General features: G+C 63.7%; 21 protein-coding genes, 1 other RNA gene and 1 pseudogene. 17 read left to right on the top strand and 6 right to left on the bottom strand.

Annotated features, from left to right (window positions below):
* The 7 genes and pseudogenes from RCH10_RS16525 to phoR form a co-directional block, all read left to right on the top strand.
* A pseudogene (locus RCH10_RS16525) lies at window positions 1–252 on the top strand (phosphate ABC transporter substrate-binding protein PstS); the annotation flags it as partial.
* A gap of 15 nt (window positions 253–267) precedes the next feature.
* A complete protein-coding gene (pstC, locus tag RCH10_RS16520; protein WP_409053208.1) occupies window positions 268–1,335 on the top strand; it encodes a phosphate ABC transporter permease subunit PstC in 1,068 nt (355 codons plus the stop codon).
* On the top strand, window positions 1,332–2,216 hold the full coding sequence (gene pstA / locus RCH10_RS16515; RefSeq protein ID WP_323497784.1) for a phosphate ABC transporter permease PstA: 885 nt from the start codon (window positions 1,332–1,334) through the stop codon (window positions 2,214–2,216). Before pstC ends, pstA begins: the two co-directional genes overlap by 4 nt.
* A gap of 8 nt (window positions 2,217–2,224) precedes the next feature.
* The gene (pstB, locus tag RCH10_RS16510; protein ID WP_323497783.1) at window positions 2,225–3,016 is read left to right on the top strand and encodes a phosphate ABC transporter ATP-binding protein PstB; all 792 of its coding nucleotides are present in this window, start codon (window positions 2,225–2,227) and stop codon (window positions 3,014–3,016) included.
* 12 nt (window positions 3,017–3,028) lie between these two features.
* Window positions 3,029–3,730, top strand: a complete 702-nt coding sequence (gene phoU, locus RCH10_RS16505) for a phosphate signaling complex protein PhoU (protein ID WP_323497782.1) — start codon at window positions 3,029–3,031, stop codon at window positions 3,728–3,730.
* A gap of 13 nt (window positions 3,731–3,743) precedes the next feature.
* Window positions 3,744–4,436: a phosphate regulon transcriptional regulator PhoB gene (gene phoB / locus RCH10_RS16500; RefSeq protein WP_187051680.1), complete on the top strand. Its 693-nt coding sequence runs from the start codon at window positions 3,744–3,746 to the stop codon at window positions 4,434–4,436.
* A gap of 53 nt (window positions 4,437–4,489) precedes the next feature.
* Entirely contained in the window at window positions 4,490–5,827 is a 1,338-nt protein-coding gene (gene phoR / locus RCH10_RS16495; protein ID WP_409053207.1) for a phosphate regulon sensor histidine kinase PhoR, read from the top strand.
* Here phoR and RCH10_RS16490 read toward each other — a convergent pair.
* From RCH10_RS16490 to RCH10_RS16480, 3 genes are all read right to left on the bottom strand, one after another.
* Window positions 5,819–7,189: an MATE family efflux transporter gene (locus tag RCH10_RS16490; RefSeq protein ID WP_409053214.1), complete on the bottom strand. Its 1,371-nt coding sequence runs from the start codon at window positions 7,187–7,189 to the stop codon at window positions 5,819–5,821. The two genes, phoR and RCH10_RS16490, sit on opposite strands and share 9 nt — an antisense overlap.
* Window positions 7,190–7,199: 10 nt before the next feature.
* Entirely contained in the window at window positions 7,200–8,936 is a 1,737-nt protein-coding gene (locus tag RCH10_RS16485) for a hypothetical protein (protein ID WP_323497780.1), read from the bottom strand.
* 111 nt (window positions 8,937–9,047) lie between these two features.
* Window positions 9,048–9,314: a type B 50S ribosomal protein L31 gene (locus RCH10_RS16480; protein WP_187051683.1), complete on the bottom strand. Its 267-nt coding sequence runs from the start codon at window positions 9,312–9,314 to the stop codon at window positions 9,048–9,050.
* Between the two features lie 121 nt (window positions 9,315–9,435).
* On the opposite strand from RCH10_RS16480, the gene RCH10_RS16475 reads away from it, so the two are divergent.
* Window positions 9,436–10,494 (top strand): oxidoreductase, encoded by a 1,059-nt coding sequence (locus RCH10_RS16475; protein ID WP_409053206.1) that lies wholly within the window; start codon window positions 9,436–9,438, stop codon window positions 10,492–10,494.
* A gap of 49 nt (window positions 10,495–10,543) precedes the next feature.
* On the opposite strand, the gene rho is transcribed toward RCH10_RS16475, so the two are convergent.
* Both rho and trxA read right to left on the bottom strand, forming a co-directional pair.
* Window positions 10,544–11,809 (bottom strand): transcription termination factor Rho, encoded by a 1,266-nt coding sequence (rho, locus tag RCH10_RS16470; RefSeq protein WP_187051685.1) that lies wholly within the window; start codon window positions 11,807–11,809, stop codon window positions 10,544–10,546.
* Between the two features lie 188 nt (window positions 11,810–11,997).
* Window positions 11,998–12,330, bottom strand: a complete 333-nt coding sequence (gene trxA, locus RCH10_RS16465; protein WP_187051686.1) for a thioredoxin TrxA — start codon at window positions 12,328–12,330, stop codon at window positions 11,998–12,000.
* Window positions 12,331–12,499: 169 nt separating this feature from the next.
* On the opposite strand from trxA, the gene RCH10_RS16460 reads away from it, so the two are divergent.
* Genes RCH10_RS16460 through RCH10_RS16450 form a run of 3 tightly spaced genes read left to right on the top strand, consistent with a single transcriptional unit; the run spans window position 12,500 to window position 19,574 of the window.
* Window positions 12,500–15,085 (top strand): PD-(D/E)XK nuclease family protein, encoded by a 2,586-nt coding sequence (locus RCH10_RS16460; protein WP_409053205.1) that lies wholly within the window; start codon window positions 12,500–12,502, stop codon window positions 15,083–15,085.
* The gene (locus tag RCH10_RS16455) at window positions 15,082–18,345 is read left to right on the top strand and encodes a UvrD-helicase domain-containing protein (RefSeq protein WP_409053204.1); all 3,264 of its coding nucleotides are present in this window, start codon (window positions 15,082–15,084) and stop codon (window positions 18,343–18,345) included. Before RCH10_RS16460 ends, RCH10_RS16455 begins: the two co-directional genes overlap by 4 nt.
* Complete coding sequence (locus RCH10_RS16450) at window positions 18,342–19,574, top strand: TIGR03862 family flavoprotein (RefSeq protein ID WP_409053203.1); 1,233 nt, start codon at window positions 18,342–18,344, stop codon at window positions 19,572–19,574. Before RCH10_RS16455 ends, RCH10_RS16450 begins: the two co-directional genes overlap by 4 nt.
* 41 nt (window positions 19,575–19,615) lie before the next feature.
* On the opposite strand, the gene ffs is transcribed toward RCH10_RS16450, so the two are convergent.
* Window positions 19,616–19,712, bottom strand: an RNA gene (gene ffs / locus RCH10_RS16445) — signal recognition particle sRNA small type.
* A gap of 108 nt (window positions 19,713–19,820) precedes the next feature.
* Between ffs and dnaX the strand changes: the two genes are divergently transcribed.
* From dnaX to RCH10_RS16415, 6 genes are all read left to right on the top strand, one after another.
* A complete protein-coding gene (dnaX, locus tag RCH10_RS16440) occupies window positions 19,821–21,743 on the top strand; it encodes a DNA polymerase III subunit gamma/tau (RefSeq protein ID WP_409053202.1) in 1,923 nt (640 codons plus the stop codon).
* Window positions 21,744–21,788: 45 nt separating this feature from the next.
* On the top strand, window positions 21,789–22,121 hold the full coding sequence (locus RCH10_RS16435; protein WP_323500622.1) for a YbaB/EbfC family nucleoid-associated protein: 333 nt from the start codon (window positions 21,789–21,791) through the stop codon (window positions 22,119–22,121).
* A gap of 12 nt (window positions 22,122–22,133) precedes the next feature.
* Window positions 22,134–22,724 carry a recombination mediator RecR gene (recR, locus tag RCH10_RS16430; RefSeq protein WP_323497774.1) on the top strand — a complete coding sequence of 197 codons (591 nt, stop codon included), beginning with the start codon at window positions 22,134–22,136 and terminating at the stop codon, window positions 22,722–22,724.
* Window positions 22,725–22,858: 134 nt separating this feature from the next.
* Window positions 22,859–23,893, top strand: a complete 1,035-nt coding sequence (locus RCH10_RS16425) for an ABC transporter substrate-binding protein (protein ID WP_323500620.1) — start codon at window positions 22,859–22,861, stop codon at window positions 23,891–23,893.
* Between the two features lie 80 nt (window positions 23,894–23,973).
* Window positions 23,974–24,789, top strand: a complete 816-nt coding sequence (locus tag RCH10_RS16420; RefSeq protein WP_187051694.1) for an ABC transporter ATP-binding protein — start codon at window positions 23,974–23,976, stop codon at window positions 24,787–24,789.
* The gene (locus tag RCH10_RS16415; RefSeq protein WP_323497772.1) at window positions 24,789–25,622 is read left to right on the top strand and encodes an ABC transporter permease; all 834 of its coding nucleotides are present in this window, start codon (window positions 24,789–24,791) and stop codon (window positions 25,620–25,622) included. The genes RCH10_RS16420 and RCH10_RS16415 overlap by 1 nt, the downstream gene beginning before the upstream one ends.
* Window positions 25,623–25,625 lie beyond the last annotated feature (3 nt).

Genomic DNA, 25,625 nt, shown 5'->3' with positions numbered 1-25,625 from the left:
AACCAGAATGGAAAGGACGCATGGCCGATCACGGGCGCCACTTTCATCCTGATGCAGAAGGTGCAAGACAAGCCAGCCAACGCGACCAGCGTGCTGAAGTTCTTCGACTGGGCCTACAAGAGCGGCGACAAGACGGCTGACGACCTCGACTACGTGCCGATGCCCGACAGCGTGAAGACCGCGATTGCCAAGTCGTGGGGCGATATCAAGGACACGTCGGGCAAGACCGTCGCACCGTCGGCAACCAAGTAAATCGGGTCGGCGCGCATGAGCAGTACACCGCTCGACGGCGCGCCTCCCGCGGAGCCACATACCGTGTCGTCGACTTTCCCCGCTACTTCCGCTCCGCGTGATCCCGCGCTGGAGCGCGCATCGATCAATCCGCCGCGCAACAAACCGCGGTCAGGCCCGATGGCCGACCGCGTGTTCGGGTGGCTCGCGAAGGGCGCCGCGCTGCTCACGCTCGCGATGCTCATCGGCATCCTGCTGTCCCTGTTTGTCGGCGCCTGGCCTGCAATTTCCAAATACGGCCTCGGCTTTTTGACCAGCACGACATGGGACCCGGTCCGCGAGGAGTACGGCGGCCTCGTGATGATCTACGGCACGCTGGCGACCTCGTTCATCGCGCTGGTGATCGCCGTACCGGTGAGCTTCGGCATCGCACTGTTCCTTACCGAACTCTCGCCTTCTTGGCTGAAGCGTCCGTTGGGCACGGCCATCGAATTGCTCGCTGCAGTGCCGTCGATCGTCTATGGCATGTGGGGCTTGCTGGTGTTCGGCCCGATCCTCAGCGTCTATATCCAGCAGCCTTTGCAGAAGGCGTTTGCCGGCATTCCGTATTTGAGCGCGCTGGTGTCCGGCCCGCCGGTCGGCATCGGCATCCTGTCGGCCGGCATCATCCTGGCGATCATGATCATTCCGTTCATCGCCTCGGTCATGCGTGACGTATTCGAGGTGACGCCCGCTCTCCTGAAGGAATCGGCCTACGGGCTCGGCTCGACCACCTGGGAAGTCGTCAGCAAGGTGGTGCTGCCGTACACCAAGGCCGGCGTCGTCGGCGGCATCATGCTCGGCCTCGGTCGTGCGCTCGGCGAAACGATGGCCGTCACATTCGTGATCGGCAATGCCAACCAGCTCAACTCGCTGTCGGTCTTCGAGGCTGCAAACAGCATCACCTCGGCGCTCGCCAACGAGTTCGCCGAAGCCGGCGCAGGGCTGCACCAGGCGGCGCTGATGTACTTGGGCCTCGTGCTGTTCTTCATCACCTTCGTCGTGCTCACGCTGTCGAAGTTGCTGCTGGCAAGAATGAAGAAGAGCGAAGGGACCAAATCATGACCACAGCGGAACGTTTGCTGGAGGCCAACGCCCTTCAGGCGACGCGTGCGGCACGCTTTGCAACGCGCAAGCGCGTCAACCAAGTGGCGCTCGTACTGTCGCTCGCCGCGATGGCATTTGGGGTGTTCTGGCTGGTGTGGATCCTTTGGGAGACGCTGCGCCAAGGCATCGGAGGACTCGCGATCGCGACCTTCACCGAGATGACGCCGCCGCCCAACGAAGTCGGTGGCATCGCCAACGCGATCTTCGGCTCGCTGGTGATGGTGGCGATGGCGACTTTCGTCGGAACGCCCATCGGCATCATGGCCGGCATCTACCTGGCTGAATACAACCCCAAGGGCTGGCTGTCGAGCGTGACCCGCTTCGTCAACGACATCCTGCTGTCGGCACCGTCGATCGTGATCGGGCTTTTCGTCTACGCGGTGGTCGTTGCGTACTTCAAAAGTTTCTCGGGTCTGGCCGGCGCGCTGGCCCTGGCGCTGATCGTCATTCCTGTCGTGATCCGCACGACCGAAAACATGTTGCAACTCGTGCCACCGGGTCTACGTGAAGCAGCCTATGCATTGGGCGCGCCGAAGTGGAAAGTGATCATCAGCATCACGCTGCGTGCGGCGCGCGCCGGTGTGGTCACGGGCGTGTTGCTGGCCGTGGCACGCATTGCCGGCGAGACAGCGCCTCTTCTCTTTACCGCGCTCAACAACCAGTTCTGGACCGCGGACATCACGCAACCGATGGCAAGCCTCCCGGTGACCATCTTCAAGTTCGCGATGAGTCCGTATGAAAACTGGCAACAGCTGGCTTGGGCCGGCGTGTTCCTCATCACCGCGGCGGTGTTGGCCCTCAATATTCTGGCGCGCGTGTTGACGCGCACCAAGCTCTGAAAGCGATCATGTCAGCTGTGTTGTCCCAACCCTTCGCGCAAGCTGCGCGTTCCAAGATCTCGGTCAAGGATCTGAACTTCTACTACGGCAAGTTCCACGCGCTCAAGGGCATCAACCTCGAGATTCCGGAGAACAAGGTGACGGCCTTCATCGGCCCATCCGGCTGCGGCAAGTCGACCTTGCTGCGCACCTTCAACCGCATGTTCGAGCTGTACCCGGAGCAACGCGCCGAAGGCACGATCTCGCTCGACGGCGAAGACCTGTTGGCGTCGAAGCAGGACGTGGCGCTGATCCGCGCGAAGATCGGCATGGTGTTTCAGAAGCCGACGCCGTTCCCGATGTCGATCTACGACAACGTCGCTTTCGGCGTGAAGCTTTTCGAGAGCTTGAGTTCCAGCGATATGGACGAGCGCGTCGAGTGGGCACTCAAGAAGGCCGCGCTCTGGACCGAAGTGCGCGACAAGCTCCAGCAAAGCGGCTCCGGTCTCTCGGGCGGCCAGCAGCAGCGGCTGTGCATCGCACGTGGCATCGCGATCAAGCCTGAAGTCTTGCTGCTCGACGAGCCGTGCTCTGCGCTCGACCCGATCTCTACCGCCAAGATCGAAGAGCTCATCGCCGAGCTCAAGAGCGAGTACACCGTGGTCATCGTGACGCACAACATGCAGCAGGCCGCGCGCTGCAGCGACTACACGGCTTACATGTACCTGGGCGACCTCATCGAGTTCGGCGCGACGGAACAGATGTTCTTCAAGCCGCAGCGCAAAGAGACCGAGGACTACATCACCGGCCGTTTCGGCTAAGGGGACAACAAGATGACCGAAAAGCATTTATCCAGCCAGTTCGATACCGAACTCAACGGCGTCTCGTCTCGCGTGATGGAGCTCGGCGGCATGGTCGAGGCCCAGATTCACCAGGCTGTCTATGCGCTCGCTGAGTTCGACCCTGAAGCGGCCGATCGCGTGATGGAAACCGAGCACCGAGTCAACGCGATGGAGATCGACATCGACCGTGAGCTGTCGTCGATCATCGCGCGGCGTCAGCCGACCGCACGCGATCTGCGCCTGCTGATCGCCATCTCCAAGACCACTGCCAATCTCGAGCGCGTGGGCGACGAGGCGAACAAGATCGCACGGATGGTCAAGTCGATCATCGAGAGCGGTGCGTCGCGCACGCTGCCATCGACCGAGATCCGTATTGCCGCCGACATGGCTTCCGGCCTGCTGCGCAAGGCGCTGGATGCGTTCGCCCGGCTTGACACGGCCGCGGCACTGTCCATCCTGAAAGAAGACGACCTGATCGACAAGGAGTTCGACGGCTTCGTGCGGAAGCTGGTGACTTACATGATGGAAGACCCGCGCACCATCTCGGCCAGCCTCGACCTGCTGTTTCTTGCCAAGGCGATCGAGCGTATCGGCGACCACGCCAAGAACATTGCGGAGTTCATCATCTACATCGTCAAGGGCGCCGATGTGCGGCACACTTCGATGGAAGCCATTGAGTCGGTCCTGCTTTGATCCTTGCAGAAAGATGAAGAAACCTCGCGTCCTTATCGTTGAAGACGAGTCGTCGATCGCCGAGCTGATCGCGGTCAATCTGCGGCACAACGGGTTCGACCCGATCTGGTCGGAAGACGGCGTATCGGCGCAGCGCGAGATCGATACGCTGGCGCCCGATTTGATCCTGCTCGACTGGATGCTTCCGGGCCAGAGCGGCTTGCAGCTCGCGCGGCAATGGCGCAAAGACCCCAACACCAAGGCGATCCCGATCCTGATGTTGACGGCGCGTGGCGACGAGCCCGACAAGGTGGCCGGGCTAGACGCCGGTGCTGACGACTACATCACCAAGCCGTTTTCGACGCAAGAGCTGCTGGCGCGCATCCGTGCCGTGCTGCGGCGCCGCACGCCCGAAGCACCGGCCGAGCGCATTGAGATCGGCGAGCTGGTGCTCGACACCGCGACGCATCGCGTGACCTGGCAGGGCGGGGCGCTCAAGGTCGGTCCGACCGAGTTCAAGCTGCTGGGCTACCTGATGCAAAACGCGGAGCGCGTGCACAGCCGCTCGCAGTTGCTCGACAAAGTGTGGGGTGATCACGTTTACATCGAAGAGCGCACGGTCGACGTGCATGTGAAGCGACTGCGCGAGTCGCTCGGCGGTGCCGCGCCGATGGTCGAGACGGTGCGCGGTGCAGGCTATCGCCTGACTGCCCAAGCGACTGTTTGAACGCCCCGGCTGGCCGGCGGCCTGCTTGGCAGGCGCGGGGATAATCGCCCGCGATGCCTTTTCAAATTGCCACGTTTTTCATAGCCTCCCTTGCCGGCGCCGCGTGCGCTGCGGCGCTGACGGGATGGCACTTCGTATGGCTCGGTGCGTGGATCGGCGCATTGCTCTGGTTGCTGCTCGACGCATGGCGCGCGCAGCGATTGCTGAAAGTGCTGCGGTCCGACGTCTCGGCCTTGCCTTCGCGCGGAGCGGGGATATGGGGCGAGTTGTCGGAACGCATTCGCAAGCTGCTGCGCGAACGCGATCAGCAGATCCGACAATCCGAAGACCGGTTGCAGGAGTTCCTTGCGGCCATTCAGGCTTCGCCCAACGGCGTGGTGCTGCTCGATGAGCAGGGCCGCATCGAGTGGTGCAACCAGACGGCCGCGGCGCAGTTCGGCATCGACGCCGAGCGTGACCTGCTGCAGCACCTGGGCAACCTGGTGCGTGACCCGGCCTTCATCGCTTACCTTGCTTCCTGGAACTACAGCCGCGATGTGGTCATCGACGCGCCTGCCGCCCGCTCGAGCGGGCAACGCAGCCACGCAGTGCGGCTGTCGGTGCAGGTGCATCCATACGCCGGCAACCGACGCATGCTGCTGACGCGCGACATTACTTCACTGGAACAGGCCGAAGCCATGCGGCGCGATTTTGTCGCCAATGTCTCGCACGAGATTCGTACGCCGCTCACGGTGCTGGCTGGATTCGTAGAGACGCTGCAGAACCTGCCGCTCGATGCGGAAGAGCGGTCACGTTACCTGGCGTTGATGGCGCAGCAGTCGACCCGCATGGAAACGCTGGTCAATGATTTGCTCACTCTGTCTCGGCTCGAGGGCAGTCCGGCGCCTGCGGCGACACAGTGGACGCGTGCGCGAGCACTGTTGGCACACAGTGAAGACGAGGCACGGGGCTTGTCGAGCCGGCTGGCACCGCTGGGGCATCGGCTCACTTTTTCGCTGGACGACGACTCGGAGATATCGGGCGCACCGGTCGAACTCCAAAGCGCCATGTCGAACTTGGTGAGCAACGCGGTGCGCTACACACCGGGCGGTGGCGAGGTGGTTGTGACATGGAAGCTGCTTCCTGATGGACGCGGCGAGTACGCCGTGCGCGACAGCGGTCCCGGCATTGCCGCGGAGCACATCCCGCGGCTGACGGAGCGCTTCTACCGTGTCGATCGCAGCCGGTCTCGCGAGACCGGCGGGACGGGGCTGGGCCTGGCGATCGTCAAGCACGTCGCGCAGCGACATGGTGCCGAGCTGCGCATCGAAAGTACGTTGGGGCAGGGCTCGCGTTTTGCGCTGGTGTTTCCGGCCAAGCGCGTGCGCGAGGCGCGTGTGACGTCAATCTGATCGGCGATCCGATCGCCCAGGGCGCAAGCTTTTGCCCATGGTCTGCCAGAGCAAGACGACGAAGAGCAAAGCCGTCACCCACAACGCCGCCGCGCTCGTCAGCCAGAACGTGAGTGGCGACGGCATCGCGGCGAAGGGCCCGAAGCCATGGAAGGCCAGCCAGTAGCTGCCGCCCAGCCCGGCACCCCACAGCAGCGCGCAATAGATGGCCAGCGGCGCGACCGCCACGCCGTAGCATCGCAGGACGAAGACACACATCGTCTGTACGGAATCGGCCAGGTGATAGGCGGCAGTCGCTAGCAGCAACACGGCCGCCATCTGAACCACCGCCGGGTTCTGCGAGTACACGGCGGGCAACTGCCAGCGCAGCGCCACCATGAGGCCGGCCACCACCAGCGAGCACAGCAGCGCCATGCCGAGCCCGGTGAGGCACGCGTGCCGTGCCTTGACCGGATCGCCGGCGCCCAACCAGTAGCTCACGCGCGAACTCGTCGCCAGACCAAGCGACAACGGCACCATGTACGCCACGGCCGTGAGATTGGAGGCGATCTGGTGTGCCGCCGACGAGACGGTGCCGAGCCGCGCGATGAACAGCGCCAGCAGCGTGAAGGACGTGACTTCGACCAGCACCGCCAGACCGCCGGGCACGCCCAGTCGCGCGAACTGCCGGAGCTGGCGCCAATCCGGTGGCTCGATGCGTTGCCAGAACCGATAGGCACGGTAGTAGGCGGCGTTGCGCATCAACCAGAGCGCCAGTCCGAGCATCGTGTAGTTGACGACCAGCGTGGCCCACGCCGCGCCTGCAAGGCCCATCGCGGGCAGGCCCGCGCCGCCGAAAGTGAACCAGATCGACAGCGGCAACTTGATACACAGCGAGCCGATCTGCAGCCAGGTCACGAGGCGCGGTCGACCGAGACTCTGGTTGAGCGTGCTGAACACGCGGAACAGCAGCGCAGGCGGGAGCGCCCAGGCCAGCACCGCGAGGTACGTTTCCACAGTGGCCTGCATCGTCGGCGGAACCTCCGTCCAGCGCAGCAACGGTCCGGGCGCCATCAACACCGCCATGCCCAGGACGATGGCGACGAGGCAAACGTAGAGCGACTGCCGTACCGAGCGGCCAACCTCGTCGGCGCGGTTGGCGCCATGCAACTGGGCCCATATCGGCAGCAGCGCCTGCAAACCGCCGATCAACGACACGTAGACGCTAATGAAGATGGCGGCACCGACGGAGAGCGCAGCCAGTGCGCCTTCGGCATAGCGGCCTGCGACGATGGTGTCGATGACCCCGAAGGCCATCACGGCCAGCTGGCCGACCAGCACCGTACCGGCGTGCGCAGCGATCACCCGCCGTTCGTTGCTGATGCTGCTCACGTCAAGGTGTGATGCGCTGGAACAGCAGCAAGTCGTCTGCTGCGCTGGTCGGGCGCCGCAAGGTGCCGCTGAGGCGCCATTGGTCCATGCTGACGATGTTGTGCAGCGTCGCGATAGCTTCAGGACTGATGAGCAGCCATGGGCAGGCCTCGCCGCCCACCAGCGGAGACAACTCGAACTGCCCGTGGTAGCGCAGCGCCGCGATGTGTTGCCTGCTCAACGCGAGCTCCGAAATGCATGCTGGCCGGCCGACGCGTTCTGCGATCGCATTCACCTGTGGCACGTAGCTGCGCGCGTAGTCGAGCAGCGGCAGCCACAGCGTCATGAGCAGCATCCAGCACAGCGCCGCGCCGCCCGCCGGCAGCACCAATGTTTTCCACAGGGCGGCCCGATGGCGTCCGGTACGCCACCGCACCAGCCAGCACCACGCCACGGTCGCCAGCACCGCGAAGACGAAAGCCGCCAGCGAAAAAGAAGGGACGAAGCCCGGCGCCAGACGCGCGACGTTGGCTGCCGGCTTGGCAGGCACGCCGGTTTGTATCGCGATCCAGATGACCCAGATGATCAGCGCGGAGCCACTGAAGAAGAGCAGCGTGAACCAGTCGATGATGGCTGCGGCACTGCGCCGGAATGTGGGCAATGCGAATGCCGCCAACGTCGCGAATGCGGGCAACCCGAGCAGCAAGGCGCGCTCCGAAAAATCGGTGGTCACAGTCGCGGCCAGTGGCACCAGCATGAACAGGAGCGGAATCGCGACGTGTCGCGCGTTGAGCTGACGACGCCACCGCCACAGCGTCCACAAGGCGAGCGGCCAGGCCGGCCAGGTGAACCAGATGACGAGCTTGGCCAGACTGCGAATGTCGCCGAGGGTCGACGAGCCGGAGCGATGGCCGGGCAGGGCGATATGCCAATGCGCGAGATGCAGCCGTGCGGCGAGCAAGACTGCCAGCAACGTGATGCCCGCGATGACCCAAGCTGCAGCGGCCGAATAGCCAGTGCCTTCTGCCGCGTCATCCGCTTGACGAAACGCATCGCGGCGTCGCTCGGTGAACACCAGAGCCGATGAACCCACGCCGAGGAGCAGCGCGATCGTCGGTGCACCGCTCAATGCCATGCCAACGGCACCGACCACCAGCGCGATGACCGCGCCGATGCGACGAAAGGGAAGCGCCGCCACGCCATAGAACATGTGCGACACGAAGAAAAGCTGCGCCAGTGCCGGCGTCGTTTCGTGGCCGAGCTGCGCCAGGCCGAGGCACGCCAGCAGCGCCAGCAGCGCTGCATCGGCCATCGCGCGGGCGTAGTCGACCGGACGCGCCTCGCCTCCGAAGGCAAACGCCACGGGCTGCGCGCGCGGTGTGCGGGCAAGGTAGTAAACCGCGTACCAGGTGGCGGTGAAAGCGCCCCACAGCAGCAGGGCGAAAGCGATGCGCACCGCCAGATCGGGGTTGAGCCATGCCGGTGCGATCTTGATCGCCAGCGCACCGATCCAGTAAGGCAGGAGCGCAGGTGTTTCGGGCTTGAGGCCAAGCAGGGAGGGATCGAACCAGCGGGCGATACCCCCGGTTGCCCGCGCAAGTTCAGCCATGTAGCCGAAGGAGACGATGTCTGCGGTTTTCCAGGGACCGCGGCCGAGCAGGCCGGGCATCAGGTACGCCGCGCACAGCAACAGCAGCGCGATGCGCGGTAAGCGGCGCACGGCGTTCTGCGCAACGATCGCGGGCGTCGGTTGGTTCACTGAGAGCAGAGGATACGCAAGCTGGTCGAGCTTTGAAGAAGCAGTTGGTGGAGCGGCCAAGAAAAAGGGCAGCGCGGTAAACCGGGCTGCCCTCGTCTGGAAGCGCCTGCCTTACTTGGCGGCAGCGCCGGTCGTCTTGCCGAAACGGTTGCGGAACCGTTCGACGCGACCACCCATGTTGTCGACAGACTTTTGCGTGCCCGTGTAGAACGGATGCGATTCGCTGGAAGTGTCGAGCTTGAACAGCGGCAATTCGCGGCCGTCGTCGGTCTTGCCCATTTCCTTGGTGTTCGCGCACGAACGGGTCACGAACTTGAAGCCGTTCGACAAGTCGACGAACAGGACTTCCCGGTAGTTCGGGTGAATGCCTTCTTTCATGGTCTTTTCCTTTGGGTCGATGCGAGAGCCACTAGATGTCGGCACGGCGCCAAACTGCACTTTTCGCGTAGCCCACGATTATCGCATACTGCCCTGTTATCGAGTAACAGACCTCATCCGTATGATTTTGAAACCACTGCGTGTTGGCCTCGTCGGCTACGGCTTTGCCGGCCAGACCTTTCATGCCCCCGTGCTGTCGGCCGTGCCCGGGATGGAACTTGCCGCGGTAGCGAGTTCCCAAGGCGACAAGGTGGCAGCGGAGTGGCCGGGCGCAGCGGTCGTCGCGGATGTGGGAGCCTTGGTGGCGGGGCAAGACGTCGACCTCGTCGTTGTCGCCACACCCAATGCACAGCACTTTCCGGTCGCCAAAGCGGCGCTCGAAGCTGGCAAGCATGTGGTCGTCGACAAGCCGTTCACGCTGGATGCGTCCGAAGCGCGCGAGCTTGCCGCTCTTGCACAGCGCCGGGGTGTGCTCCTGTCGGTCTATCAAAATCGGCGTTTCGATGCCGATTTTTTGACGCTACGCGATCTGCTCGCCAGTGGCGACGTCGGGCGGCCGGTGTACTTCGAATCGCACTTCGATCGCTTCCGGCCGGAGGTGCGTGATCGCTGGCGCGAACGGGCCGTGCCAGGCGCCGGTCTTTGGATCGATCTGGGCGCGCATCTTCTGGATCAGGCGTTGCAGTTGTTCGGCAAGCCCGACACCTTGCAACTAGACAGCGCAGTGTTGCGCGAGGGCGCCGTGGTCGAGGATTACTTTCATGCCGTGCTGCGCTATGAACGGGGTCCGCATGCGCCGTTGCGTGTCGTGCTGCATGCGACCACGCTCGCTGCCCACGCTTCGCCGCGCTACCTGATGCATGGCACACGCGGCAGTTACGTCAAGTACGGCGTCGACTCACAAGAAGACGCACTGCGCGCAGGGCTGCGACCCGGCGGTGACGACTGGGGCATCGATCCGCTGCTCGGCGAGTTGACGCTGATGGCTGCGGGCAGTTGGGTGCAGACAAAGACGCAGCCGAATCGGCGCGGCAACTACGTCGACTATTACGCTGCGGTGCGCGACGCGATCCTCGGCGAAGGCCCGAATCCGGTGCCGCCCGCCGAAGCAGTCGCGCTGATGGAGTTGCTCGACCTGGGCCGGCAAAGCGCAGTGGATGGCCGAGCGCTGCGGCCATAAAAAACGCCCGCTAAGCGGGCGTCTTCGAAGGCGAGGGCGTATAAGCGGATCAGCCGCCTCGACGCATCATGTCGAAAAACTCGACATTGGACTTCGTCGCCTTCATGTTCTTCAACATGAGCTCCATCGACTCGATCTCGTCCATGTTGTACATGAGCTGGCGCAATATGCGCGTCTTCTGAAGGATCTCGGGAGCCAGCAGCAGTTCTTCGCGTCGCGTACCGCTGCGGTTCAGCTGAATCGACGGGAACACACGCTTTTCATACAGACGGCGGTCGAGATGGATTTCGGAGTTGCCGGTGCCCTTGAACTCTTCGAAAATAACTTCGTCCATGCGGCTGCCGGTGTCGATCAGCGCAGTGCCGATGATCGTCAGCGACCCGCCTTCTTCGACGTTTCGCGCTGCGCCGAGGAAGCGCTTGGGCCGTTGCAGTGCGTTCGAATCGACACCGCCGGTGAGCACCTTGCCCGACGACGGCACGACGTTGTTGTAGGCACGTGCCAGACGCGTGATCGAGTCCAGCAGGATCACTACATCCTTCTTGAGTTCGACCAGGCGCTTGGCGCGCTCGATCACCATTTCGGCGACGTGCACGTGGCGCGCAGCCGGTTCGTCGAAGGTCGATGCAATGACTTCGCCCTTCACGGTGCGCTGCATTTCGGTCACTTCTTCAGGGCGCTCGTCGATGAGCAGCACCATCATGTGAACGTCCGGGTAGTTGGCGCTGATCGCGTGCGCGATGTGCTGCATCATCACCGTCTTGCCGCTCTTGGGCGGGGCCACGAGCAACGCACGCTGTCCGCGGCCGATGGGCGCGATGATGTCGATGATGCGGCCGGTGATGTTCTCTTCGCCCTTGACGCCGTCTCGCTCGAGCTTCATCTGTTCCTTGGGGAACAGCGGCGTCAAGTTCTCGAACATGACCTTGTGCTTGTTTTGCTCCGGCGGGCCGTCGTTAACCTTGTCGAGCTTGGTCAGCGCGAAGTAACGCTCGCCGTCTTTGGGCGTACGCACTTCGCCTTCGATCATGTCGCCGGTGTGCAGGTTGAAGCGCCGCACCTGGCTCGGGCTGATGTAGATGTCGTCGGTGCTGGCGGTGAAGCTGGTGTCCGGGCTTCGCAAGAAGCCGAACCCGTCGGGCAGGATTTCGAGGACGCCGTCGGCAAAAACCTGTTCGCCGGCCTTCGCGCGCTTCTTGATGATCGCGAACATCAGCTCCTGCTTGCGCATGCGGCCGACATTTTCGATCTCAAGGGCTTCGGCCTGCTTGAGGACTTCAGACACGTGGAGTGCCTTGAGTTCGTTTAAGTGCATGGAATGACCCCTCGCGGGGAAATCTGACTGGAAAACTAAGAGGGGGGGGTTTGATGTGAAGCTAGAGGCGCATCACAAACCGGGGAAACTTCAACCTGCGAACCGGGCGCCGTGGCGAACCGATCACTTGCTGCCGATTATGCAGCAAATTAAGCGGGCAGCGCCTTGCGCGCCACCCGCGTCGAAAATCACGCCAGTTGCTGATCGATGAAAGCGGTCAATTGAGCTTTGCTCATGGCGCCGACTTTGGTCGCAGCGAGTTGGCCGTCTTTGAACAGCATCAGCGTCGGAATGCCACGAATACCGAACTTGGCGGGGATGTCGCGGTTCTCGTCCACATTCATCTTTGCGATCTGCAGCTTGCCTTCATAGGTTGCGGACACCTCGTCCAGAATGGGCGCGATCATCTTGCACGGACCGCACCATTCCGCCCAGTAGTCCACCAGCACAGGTTTGCCCGACTTGAGCACGTCGGCTTCGAACGAAGAATCGGAGATATGTTTGATGAGGTCGCTGGCCATGTGGTTTCCTTGTGCGCAGAGAGAGTTTTGGTACAGCTAAAGTGAGGTTTATTGTGACAGAAACCAAGTAGCGGCGCGCCGCGCACCGAGGCTATGGCAACGATAGCCAAAGCTTGCCGAAACCGCCTCAAGTCGTTTCAAAACTCCAGTGAATTCCCGATACAAAAACATGACCGACGTCCATCCGATTCGGGCTTTGTGGTGCAACGCCTCCAACGGTGTCATCGCTCGCATATCGCACCATCTGGCGAGCCGGCGAGTGCATGCGGCGCGCACGGTCGTGCTCGTGCCCTATGCGCAGCTCATGGGGGTCGCGCGAGATATGTGGGCGGAGGTTGCGGGTGCCGGATTCGCGCCACGCTTCGAGACCACCCGCAACTGGGCGAGCGACACCGGTGGCTTCTTGCCGACAGGCTACGACATCGCGTTCGACATGGCGCGCGATCTTGTCACGGCGCAATCGTTGTTGATGCAAGCTGGCTTCGGCAACGAGCGCCTTGCGCTCTCAGGCCGCGTCGTCGAACTCGCGATGCAGTTGGCACCGCTGGCTGCGGCCGAGTTGCCGCAAGACCGCGCTGTGTGGTCGCAACGTGTCGATCGTGTTGCCGATGCAGGTCACGAGTCCGAATGGTTCAAGATAGAAGGCGCGCTGATTCGCATCGCTATCGTCTGGGCGGCCACGTCGGCCTACGCAACCGATGTGCTGTTCAGCGATGCGGCACGCAAGCAGGTCGATGCGCTCATCGTTCTCGACGGTTATCAGACCGATCCGTTGACTCAGAAGCTCGTCGCACTATGGGGCGACAGTGCTGTCCACATGTCACTGAAACACGCTCCGTTATCCGATGCGCAAGCAGAGGCGCCACCCGCAGCGGCGTTGCACGTCGCGCTCGACCCCGAAGACGAAGCAGCACTGGCCACCGCCTGCGTGTTGCGTCATCTGGCGGAAGGCCGCGCGCCCGTCGCATTGATCGCCACCGACCGCGCCTTGACGCGCCGTATCGGCGCCCAACTCGCTGCTCAGGGTGTGGCGACGCACGATGAAACCGGGTGGAAACTTTCCACCACGCGCGCTGCTGCGACGCTGATGAGCGCGCTGCGTGCCTGTGCGCATGACGCGACGAGCGATCAGGTGCTCGACTGGCTCAAGAGCGCGGCCGACACGAGCGCGGAGTCGCCCGCAGACTCATCGATGCTGCAATTGATGGAGGCCAGGATGCGACGCGAGGGCCAGCGCGACTGGCTCGCTTGGTGTGCCCATCTGGCGCGCAGGGAACGCGAGCAGGATCTCGCTCTACTCACTTTCACCAAAGCCATCGAGGCGCGTCGCGCGCCGATGGCACGCGCCCGTCCGCTGGGCGACTGGCTCCGCAGCCTGTGTGAATTGTTGAGAGCAGCAGGGCAATGGGACGCGCTCGCCGTCGACATCGCCGGGGCGAAGGTGATCACTGCTTTGTGGCTCGATGACTTAGACAGCGACGGTGGCGAATTCGATGGCGTGCGTCACACGCTTGCCGAGTTCACCGCGTGGGCACGCGACGTTCTCGAAGATGGCAGCTTCAGGCCATCGACCGGTGGGCATGCGCCTCAGGTCGTCGTACTGCCGCTGCATCAACTGCTGGGCCGTGCCTTCGGCGCCATCGTGATGCCGGGCTGCGACGATAGGCGCCTTCCCGCATCACCCGAACCACCGGGCAACTGGAGCAAAGCACAGCGCGCCGAACTCGGCTTGCCTTCACGCGAAGCACTCGAAGCGGCGCAACGTGCCGCATGGGTAGCTGTCCTTCGCAATCCGTCGTGCGAACTGTTGTGGCGCCAGTCGGATGCCAGCGGGGAGCCAGTGCGGCCCAGTCCGCTGGTGCAGGCCTTGCAGTTAGATCACGCTGCAAGTGTGGCAACCGATCCGCGCACCGTGCGTGAAGTGCCGTTGAACCCGACGCTGCGTCCGATGCCCACCGGCGAGCGGTTGCCCATCGAAAACATCTCGACCAGCGTGTACGAAGACCTTCGCCGCTGCCCTTACCGCTTCTTTGCCATGCGGCAAATCGGCTTGCGCAGCGCCGACGAGCTCGATGCCGAGGTCGACAAGCGCGACTTCGGCAACTGGCTGCATGCGGTGCTCGGGCACTTCCATGAAGCGCTGCAGAAAGCGCCGACAAGCGATCTCGCTTTGCGAAAGTCGATGCTCGCGTCGGCCCAGCACGGGGCCACGCAGGAATTCGGCCTGTCGGAAGCGGAGTTCCTGCCCTTTGCCGCGGCATGGCCCGCCGTGCGTGATGGCTACCTGTCCTGGCTCACGAAGCACGAGGCCGACGGCACCGTCTTCGTCGAGGCCGAGCCTTGGAAGGAGCAGCGCCTGGGCAACCTCAAATTGGTCGGCCGCCTCGACCGAATCGATCGTTCGCCCGACGGCCGAGCCTTTGTCATCGACTACAAAACCGAATCGGCCGCCAAGACCAAAGATCGAATCAAAGATCCGACCGAAGACACGCAGCTCGCCTTCTACGCCGCACTGGTTGCCGACGACACATTGCGCGCGGCCTACGTCAACGTCGGCGAAAAGTCGTCGGGCACGCAGACCGTTGAGCAAGACGAAGTGGTCGACGCGCGCGATGCACTGGTGGCAGGGCTCATCCACGACTTCGCACGGATTGCCGAGGGCGCAGCGTTGCCTGCCCTCGGCGAAGGCGCGGTCTGCGATCACTGTTCGGCGCGCGGCCTCTGCCGCAAAGACTTTTGGGAGCTCGCGGCATGAGCGCGCCTGCGTACGGACGCAACGGCAAGCCCGTCACCCGCGAAGCCTTCTACGCGGTTGCCTGCGACCCGCGCCGCTCGGTCGCGGTCGAGGCATGCGCCGGTGCCGGCAAGACCTGGATGCTGGTGTCGCGCATCGTGCGTGCCTTGCTGGAGCAGGGCGATGGCGCGTGCGAAGCGCACGAGATCCTGGCCATCACTTTCACCAAAAAGGCGGCTGGAGAAATGCGCGAGCGGCTCGATCAGTGGCTCGAAGATTTCGCGCAGCGCACGACTGACGAACTGGTGGGCGAACTGATCGTGCGCGGCGTCGAACCAGCCGAAGCTGCGGAGGCTGCGCCGCGCTTGCAAAGCCTCTATCGCCGATTGCTGGACGGCGGTCGACCGGTGCAATTCAGGACCTTCCACGCATGGTTTGCGGGCCTGTTGCGCAACGCGCCGCTGGCTGTGCTGCGCGACCTGAAGCTGCCTGCCAACTACGAGTTGCTCGAAGACGATGCAGAGGCGCGCGCGCACACCTGGCGGCCCTTCTTCGAAGCGTTGACCGAAGACAAAGACGCGCTCGCCGACTACTACGCGGTCGTCGCAACCCATGGTCGTTCGCAGGCCACGAAGGCGTTGGGCGAAGCGTTGACGCGGCGCGTGGAGTTCGCGCTGGCCGATGCTGAATCTTCGGTGCAGCACTTCGGCACGCTGTACCCGGCGCTGGCCGGCTTCGATTCGCCGACACATGGCTTGCGCGGCGACTTCGTTCGACAGCAGTGGTTGGCCCGCGCTGCCACGTTGGGCCGTGAAGCCAACAAGACTCCGCAGAAGGCCGCGGAAGTCATCGTCGATGTGTTCGGCTCAAGCCCACTTGAAGACGAAGCATTGCCAGGCGTACTGACACGCTTGCGCAAAGCATTCTTCGTCGCGACCGAAGACCGCCTCAACAAGAACTTGCAGAAATACGCGGCTGCGCAAGAGGCCGAAGCCGATCTTCAGTTGCTGTGCGCCGCCGAGGCGCAACACGCCGCGTGGCTGTACCAACAGCGCATGACGCGGCTCACCCGCGTGCTACTGGCCTCCTTTGCCGCGGTCAAGCGCGCGCATGGCTGGGTCGACATGAACGACGTCGAGCAGGCCGCGCAGATGCTGCTCGGCGAGTCGGCCTTGTCGGGCTGGGTGCAGGAGCGTCTCGACGCACGCATCGCGCATTTGCTGATCGATGAATTCCAGGACACCAACCCGCTGCAGTGGCACGCGCTCTACAGCTGGCTGAGCGCTTATGGCGGCGCGGTGGGCCGTGCGCCGCGTGTCTTTATCGTCGGCGATCCGAAGCAGAGCATCTATCGCTTTCGCCGCGCCGAGCCGCAAGTTTTCATCGCTGCCAAGGCATTCGTCGTCGACGTGCTGGACGGCGATCGGCTCGATTGCGATCACACGCATCGCAATGCGCTAGCAGTTGTAGGCCTCGTCAACCAGGCAATGGGCGCGGCGCAAGAGGCCGGTGAGTTCGATGGCTACCGCGCGCACACGACCGAGCGCCGCGACGATGGCGAAGTGCTCAAGCTGCCGCCGATCGGGCGCGATGCGGTGAACGATGCGGCCGCTGCGGCACCGGCCGATGACGGCATGCTGCATTGGCGCGACAGCCTCACGACCCCGCGGGTGCTGCCCGAAGAGCAACTTCTGCAAAAGGAGTGCGAGCAGGCCGCGCGCTGGATAGCGCAGCGCATCGCCGATGGCACGCCGCCGAAGCAAATCATGGTGCTGGCCCGTCGCCGCAGCCGGCTTGCTGCCATGCAGGATGCCCTGCGCGAGTTGCACATCCCGACCCAGCAGCCCGAGAAGAATGAACTGCACGATGCGCCCGAGGTGCAAGACATCGTCGCGCTGGTCGATGTGCTGGTTTCGCCGGCGCACGATCTTTCGCTGGCGCGCGCGCTCAAGTCGCCGCTGTTTGGCATCGGCGACGACGACCTGGTTCAATTGGCATTGCGGCAGCGCGCGCGGCCCGGTACGCCGTGGCTGGCGCTGCTCATGGGCGATGACTTGCCTGCTGTGCTCACACCACTCGGCGAGCGGCTGCAGCGCTGGCAGACTTTGCTGGCGACACTGCCGCCGCACGACGCGCTCGACGCGATCTATCACGACGGCGATGTGTTGGCCCGTTTTGGTGCCGCGGCACCGGCAGCGTTGCGCCAGACGGTGCTCGCCAATCTGCGCGGGCTGCTCGCAGCATCGCTTGAAATCGATGGCGCCCGGTTTGCCACGCCTTACGGATTGGTGCGTGCGCTGCGTGCTGGTGGCGTCCGCGCACCGGCCGTCACCGCGCCCGATGCGGTGCGGCTGCTGACCGTCCACGGCGCGAAGGGTCTCGAAGCCGACAACGTTGTCCTGCTCGACTGCGACGCCGCAGCGGCACGCTCGCAAACGATGGGCGTGCTGGTCGAGTGGAAAGGCGGCGACAGCAAGCCGACGCGCTTCGTTTTCATGGCCAGTGAGAAGTCGCCGCCAGCCTGCGCGACACCGTTGCTCGAAGAAGAGCAACGTGCACGGCATCGTGAAGAGCTGAATGGGCTCTATGTGGCGACCACGCGAGCCCGCGAACGCCTTGTGCTGTCGGCTGTCGAGCCGGCACGACAGAACGAAGGCAGCTGGTGGGTGCGCCTCGAACGCGGGTGCACGCCGATCGAGGTAGATGAGCCGCTGGCGATGCCGATGGCCGCTGTCGTTACGGTGGGCAGCTTCACGCTCAAAGAGGCTCCGATTGAACACAAGGTGCAGGCGAATGCGGCCGTCGCCACAGTCAAACGGGTTGCCGCTGTCGATGTGCGCGCCGCAGCGTTCGGCGAGGCGATGCATCGGCTGCTCGAATGGGCCGTGCCCGGGGAGCCGCTGCCCGCTGCCCACGTGCGAGCGGCAGCGCGCGAGTTCATGCTCGATGCCGCGCAGGCACGTGACGCGGCCTCTTTCGCGCAACGCATCCGTGCTGGTTCGGGTGCGTGGGCATGGGACGAGCGCATGATCGACTGGCACGGCAACGAGATCACTATGGTCCATGAAGGCGAGCAATTGCGCATCGACCGACTGGTGCGCCATCGAGAAACCGGTGCATGGTGGGTGCTCGACTACAAGTCCACGGCGCACCCCGAACGCGATGCATCGCTCATCGCGCAGATGCAGCGCTATCGCGTCGCCGTGCAAAACGCCAACCCCGGTGTCACGGTACGCGCCGCGTTCCTCACCGGGCAGGGCGAACTGGTATCCCTTGAATGAGTGTTGAAAAAAATGTTGTCGTCATCGGTGGCGGCCCTGCAGGGTTGATGGCCGCCGAGGTATTGAGTGCAGCCGGTGCCAAAGTGCAGCTGTACGACGCGATGCCCTCGGTCGGGCGCAAGTTTCTGTTGGCGGGAAAGGGTGGCTTGAACCTGACCCATTCCGAGCCTTTCAACATTTTCGCGAGCCGCTTCGGTGATCGCCGCGCGGCGCTCCAACCGATGCTCGATGCGTTCGGGCCCGAGCAGTTGCGCGCGTGGGCGCTCGGTCTCGGCGTCGAGACTTTCGTCGGCACGTCGGGCCGTGTGTTTCCGACGAGCATGAAAGCCGCACCGCTGTTGCGCGCATGGCTGCATCGGCTGCGCGCTGCGGGCGTGCAGTTTCATATGCGACATCGCTGGCTGGGATGGGCCGGTGAAGAAAGCGGCTTGCTCCGCTTCGCAACGCCGGGCGGCGAAACCACCGTGCACGCGGCTGCCGTGGTTCTGGCACTCGGCGGTGCGAGCTGGTCGCGACTGGGCTCCGATGGCGCTTGGGCGCCGTGGCTGAAGGAACTTGGTGTCGATGTCGCGCCGCTGTTGCCATCCAATTGCGGCTTCGACATTGGCTGGAGCGAGTATTTTTCGACGCGGTTCGCGGGGCAGCCGTTCAAGTCGGTCGCAATCGAGTTCACGGATTCGCAAGGCCGACGCTTCGCCCGCAAAGGCGAATTCGTCGCGACTGCGACCGGCATCGAAGGCAGCCTGATCTATGCGGCTTCTGCGCTGCTGCGCGATGAAATCGCGAAGGAAGGGAGCGCAACGCTGACCCTGGATTTGCTCCCGGATCGCACCGCAGGCCAGGTGCTGGCTGCGGTAACGCATCCGCGTGGCGCACGGTCGCTCAGCAGCCATCTGAAAAGCCGCCTCGGCCTGGACGGCATCAAGGCTGGCGTAATGCATGAAGTGATGACGCGAGAAGCGATGCAGGTGCCCGAACAGCTGGCCGCGGCGATCAAGGCCGTGCCATTGCGGCTGGTCGCCACTCGGCCCATCGACGAGGCGATCAGTAGCGCCGGCGGTGTGCGCTTCGATGCACTCGACGAGCGGCTGATGGTCAAGGCACTGCCAGGCGTATTTTGTGCTGGCGAGATGCTCGACTGGGAGGCGCCGACGGGCGGCTACCTCATGACCGCGGCGATGGCGAGTGGCGCTGCCGCGGCGCTGGGCGCGTTGGACAGTCACAACTAAAAGGAGCGCTCGAGTCGCTCGGGACTTGAGGCATTTATGAGGTTGACGAGCCTTACCCCCGGCACTGACTACGCAGTTAGGGCTGCTTGGTTCCCCACCTGACCCGGTTGGCCACTTCACCATGCGGGGAGGCCCGTCAGCCTTTATTGTAGGCCACAGATTTCACCGGACCCTCTGCAAGGTTTAGATGGCCGCATGGCGAGGGTAGCTCGGGAAGCTCGCACTGTGCCGCCCTAAAATAACGAGATGTCTTATCTCGTGCTCGCCCGCAAATACAGGCCCCGGACCTTCGAAGAAATGGTCGGCCAGGAGCATGTGGTGCAAGCGTTGGCCAATGCGCTGACGACACAGCGGTTGCATCACGCCTATCTGTTCACCGGCACCCGCGGCGTCGGCAAGACCACCGTTTCCCGCATCCTGGCCAAGTCGCTCAATTGCCAGGGGCCGGACGGGCAGGGCGGTATCACCGCGACGCCGTGCGGCGTGTGCCAGGCCTGCAAGGACATCGACGCCGGTCGCTTCGTCGACTACACCGAGCTCGATGCCGCGTCGAACCGTGGTGTCGACGAAGTCCAGTCGCTTCTCGAGCAGTCGGTCTACAAACCGGTGCAGGGCCGCTTCAAGGTCTTCATGATCGACGAAGTGCACATGCTGACCAACACCGCGTTCAACGCGATGCTGAAGACGCTCGAAGAGCCACCCGAATACCTCAAGTTCGTGCTTGCCACCACCGATCCGCAGAAAGTGCCGGTCACCGTGCTGTCGCGTTGTCTGCAGTTCAACCTGCGACCGATGGCGCCCGAAACCATCCTGGAGCATCTGACCAGCGTGCTGCAAACCGAAGCGGTGCCGGCCGAAGTGCAGGCGTTGCGTTTGCTGGCCCGTGCCGCTCGTGGATCGATGCGCGATGCGCTGTCGCTCACCGATCAGGCGATCGCATTCGGCAACGGCGAGCTGCTCGAAAGCGGCGTGCGCACGATGCTGGGCAGTGTCGACCGCGGCCATGTGTTCAAGCTGATCGAGGCGCTCGCTACGGGCGATGGCAAGACGGTGGTCGACACTTCGGAAGCGTTGCGCCGCGACGGCATGTCGGCCGCGTCCACGCTGGAAGAAATGACGGCGGTGCTGCAAGGCATGGCTGTCGTTCAAGCCGTTCCGTCGCGCGCCGCATCGACCGTAAGCGATGCGACCGATCCGGATGCCGCCGAGACCGTGCGCCTCGCCGCGTTGATGCCGCCGGATGAAACGCAGTTGCTCTACAGCTTGTGCCTGCACGGTCGCGGCGAACTCGGGCTGGCGCCGGACGAGTACGCGGCGCTCACGATGGTGCTGCTGCGCCTGCTGGCCTTCAAGCCTGCGGAAAAAAAAACTCTGAATGAAGCGTTGCCGGCAGAGTATGCAGCTTCGATCTCCAGTGTTGCGACCGTGGATGTTGTGGAGGCAACGCTAGCGGCAACGCGGGCTCTCACATCGCTCCCGATACGGCAGATGACCGAGCGCCCGCCTGCGTCACCCCCCATATCCTCCCCCGCGCAGAACGCAATCGCGGCACCTCCCGGTCAACGTCTTGCCGTCGTCACTTCGCCCTCGCGGAGCGTGGAAGGACGAAGTCCCGCCGCGGCCTCCGGCGCGATGCAGGGCCATGGCAATGACAATGGAAATGGCCATGGCCATGGCCAGGAAAACGCCAACGTCGTCGCAGTGCCGATGCGTGTCCAGCCGCCGCCGAGCCAGCGCGACACCCCCCGTGAGGATGTCGGCACGCCGTCACAACCGATCCCCTCCAGCGAAGACGGCGACTTCTGGCATGCCACGGTCACGCAGATGGTCGTTGCAGAAGCTGTGACCGCATTGACTCGCGAGCTCGCATTGCAATCGCAACTGGTCGCGCGCGACGTCGACCAGTGGCTGCTGCGCGTCGAGCGCGAATCGCTCAACCAGACATCGACCCGCGACAAGCTGCAAGCCGCACTGGCTGCTCTCGGCCACGGCGTTGCGATCTCCATCGAAATCGGCGTGGTGATCGACAGCCCCGCGCGCCGCAACAAACAGGTCGCGGAGGCGCGCCAGCGTGCCGCTGAAGAGGCGATCAACAGCGATCCGGATGTGCAGGCGCTGATGCGCGACTTCGACGCGAAAATCGTCCCCGGAACCTTGCGGCCGGCATAGCCACAATCCAATCCATTCAATCATTCCAACCACCAGGATCAAACGATGTTCAACAAAGGACAACTTGCCGGCCTCATGAAGCAGGCGCAGGCAATGCAGGACAACCTCAAGAAGGCACAAGACGAGCTCGCCACGATCGAGGTCGAAGGCGAGTCGGGCGCAGGCTTGGTCAAGGTGCTGATGACCTGCAAGCACGACGTGAAGCGCATCACCATCGACCCGAGCCTGCTGGCCGACGACAAGGACATGCTCGAAGACCTCGTGGCCGCTGCATTCAACGCCGCGGTGCGCAAGGCGGAAGAGACGAGCGAGCAGAAGATGGGCAAGCTCACCGCCGGCATGCCCGGCCTGCCGCCCGGCATGAAGCTGCCGTTTTGATGCACGTCATCGGTGGCTGATTCCAGCTCGCTCAACGCGCTGGTCGACGCGCTGCGCCGCCTGCCAGGCGTCGGCGTCAAGTCGGCTTCGCGCATGGCGTTCCATTTGCTACAGCACGACCGCGAGGGCACGCAGATGCTTGCGCGCGCCCTGCAGCAGGCGGCCACGCAAGTGCGGCACTGCGATCGTTGCAACACCTTCACCGAGGCTGGCATCTGCAGCGTCTGTCTGGATGCGCGTCGCGATGCCACCAAGCTGTGCGTGGTCGAAACACCGGCCGACCAGGCTGCGCTGGAGCGCACGGGCGCTTTCCGTGGTTATTACTTCGTGCTGATGGGCAAGCTCAGTCCGCTCGATGGCATCGGCCCCAAAGACATCGGTTTGCAAAAGCTGTTCGATCGCGCGCTCGACGGTACGGTGAGCGAGGTGATTCTCGCGACCAACTTCACGGCAGAAGGCGAGGCCACAGCGCACGTCATCGGTGAGGCGTTGAAGCAACGCGGCCTGCGCGTGACGCGGCTGGCGCGCGGCGTGCCGGCAGGCAGCGAGCTGGAATACGTCGATCTCGGCACCATCGCGCATGCACTGGTCGACCGGCGCTAGAGCACGCACGACCTCGGCTTTTTGGCGAACGCGGCGATTCTCTTCGTCGGCCAGCAGAGAGCTTCTTGCTTACGTAAAAACCCGCACGGGATGTTCCCGATGCAGGAGATAAGGGCCGGCCCCAAGCTCACTGCATGCTCAATCGCCGTCTCTTCACTTCTGCAGGCGCGTTGGCCGCTGCGACCATCGCAGTGCCCCGACTGCACGCCCAACCCAAACTCGAGAAAACGAAGGTGTCGATTGCCGTTGGAGGCAAGGCTGCGTTCTATTACCTGCCGCTCACCATCTCCGAGCAGCTCGGCTACTTCAAGGCAGAGGGCCTCGAAGTCGAGATCTCCGACTTCGCGGGTGGCGCACGCGCGCTGCAGGCAGTCGTCGGCGGCTCTGCCGATGTCTGCTCCGGCGCCTTCGAGCACACCATCAACCTGCAGGCAAAGAACCAGGCCTTCCAGTGCTTCGTGCTGCAGGGCCGCGCTCCGCAGATTGCCGTCGGTGTGTCGACCAAGGCGATGCCCAACTACAAGACGCTGGCCGACCTGAAGGGCAAGAAGATCGGCGTCTCTGCGCCCGGCTCGTCGACCAATATGGTCGCCAACCTCGTGCTGTCGCGCGGTGGCCTGAGGGCGACCGACGTGAGCTACATCGGCGTCGGCGTCGCGGCTGGCGCGCTCACCGCGCTGCGCTCGGGCCAGATCGACGCGATCAGCAACACCGATCCGGTGATGACCATGCTCGAGCAAAAGGGCGACGTGAAGATCATCAGCGACACGCGCACCCTCAAGGGTACGCAAGACGTGTTCGGCGGGATGATGCCCGCGGCCTGTCTCTATGCATCGATGGAGTACATCCAAAAGAATCCGAACACCTGCCAGGCGCTTGCCAATGCGATCGTCCATGGCCTCAAGTGGCTGCAGACCGCAGGGCCGGGCGACATCATCAAGACCGTGCCGGAGGCCTATCTGCTGGGTGACCGCGCGCTGTATCTCGCGTCGTTCGACAAGGTTCGCGAATCGATCGCGATCGACGGCATCGTGCCAGCCGATGGACCCAAGACTGCGCTCGCCGCCATCGCCAGCTTCGACACCAGCGTCAAGGCCGACAAGATCGACATCGCCAAGCTGTACACGAACGAATTTGCCAAGCGCGCGAAGGACAGGTTCAAAGCCTGACTTTCGAGCGTCCAGCGACCCGGCTTCGGCCGGGTTTTTTCTTTGTCGGCACCGCGAACCACGATGCCAAAATCCACGTCATGTCCGAATACGCTCTCGAACTTCTCGACATCTCCTGCACCTTCAGATCGAAGGACGATCCGGGCCAACGCTACACCGCGGTGGCCGACACCACGCTGCGCATCAAGGCCGGCGAATTCGTCTCCGTCGTCGGGCCGACCGGTTGCGGTAAATCGACACTGCTTAACGTCGGCGCCGGGTTGTTGACGCCTTCGTCAGGCGTCATCAAGGTGTTCGGCGAACCACTGGTCGGCATCAACAAGCGCGCCGGCTACATGTTCCAAAGCGAAGCGTTGATGCCCTGGCGCAGCACGCTCGACAACGTGATGGTCGGCCTGCAGTACCGCGGCGTGCCCGATGCAGAAGCCAGGTCGCAGGGCAATGCATGGCTTGCGCGCGTCGGTCTCTCGGGCTTCGGAGACCGCTATCCCCACCAGTTGTCCGGCGGCATGCGAAAGCGTGCTGCGCTGGCGCAAACGCTGGCGCTCGACCCCGACATCATCCTGATGGACGAACCTTTCAGCGCGCTCGACGTGCAGACGCGACAGCTGATGGAAAACGAGGTGCTCGCCCTGTGGGCGGCCAAGAAGAAGGCGGTGCTCTTTATCACGCACGACCTGGACGAAGCCATCGCGATGAGCGACCGTGTCGTGGTGCTGTCTGCCGGACCGGCCACACACCCGATCGGCGAGTTCAACATCGACCTGGCGCGGCCGCGTGACGTGGCCGAGGTGCGCACGCACCCGCGCTTCGTCGAGCTGCACACGCAGATATGGAACGTGCTGCGCGACGAGGTGCTCAAGGGCTACGCTCAACAGTTGAAGAAGGCGGCGTGATGACCTTGAAGCCGAACGAACGCAACGCGCGCTTCTGGCAGCTAGCCCTGCTGGTCATCATTCTCGTGGCGTGGCATGTGGCCTCGCGCAATCAGCAGTTCGCCTTCTTCCTCGGCGAACCGATTCAGGTGGCAGGGCGCATCTGGAGCTGGTTCATGCCGTTCAACGTGCCGGCGAACCCGCTCTTTCCCGATGGCCTGAAAGGCAACGCCGACATCTACCTGCACCTCGGCACCACGTTGATCGAAACCGTGCTGGCCTTCTTCATCGGCACTGCACTTGGCCTGGCGTGTGGACTGTGGCTCGCGCTGGCACCGACCGCCAGCCTCATCCTCGACCCTTACATCAAGGCCGCGAATTCGATGCCACGCGTGATCCTCGCACCGATCTTTTCGCTGTGGCTGGGCCTGGGGATCTGGAGCAAGGTCGCTCTGGCGGTCACGCTGGTGTTCTTCATCGTGTTCTTCAACGTGTACCAGGGTGTGCGCGAAGTGAGTCCGGTGATCCTGGCCAACGCCCGGATGCTGGGCGCCAACCAGCGGCAGTTGCTGCGCACCGTCTACCTGCCGAGCGCGACCAGCTGGGTGTTTTCCAGTTTGCATACCTCGGTGGGTCTGGCCTTCGTCGGCGCGGTGGTTGGCGAGTATCTAGGGTCGGCGCGTGGCGTCGGCTACTTGATCTTGCAGGCTGAAGGTACCTTCGATGTCAACACCGTGTTCGCCGGCATCGTCGTGCTCACTGCCTTCGCACTGGTGCTCGACGGCATCGTCGGTCTGGTGGAGAAGCGGCTGATGAAGTGGCAGCCCAGGAGCGGCGAGACCGAGAAGCTCTGAGAT

The sequence above is a fragment of the Variovorax sp. GrIS 2.14 genome (assembly GCF_046115955.1).
Classification (GTDB): domain Bacteria; phylum Pseudomonadota; class Gammaproteobacteria; order Burkholderiales; family Burkholderiaceae_C; genus Variovorax.
This window is presented reverse-complemented; position numbering and strand designations above follow the sequence as displayed.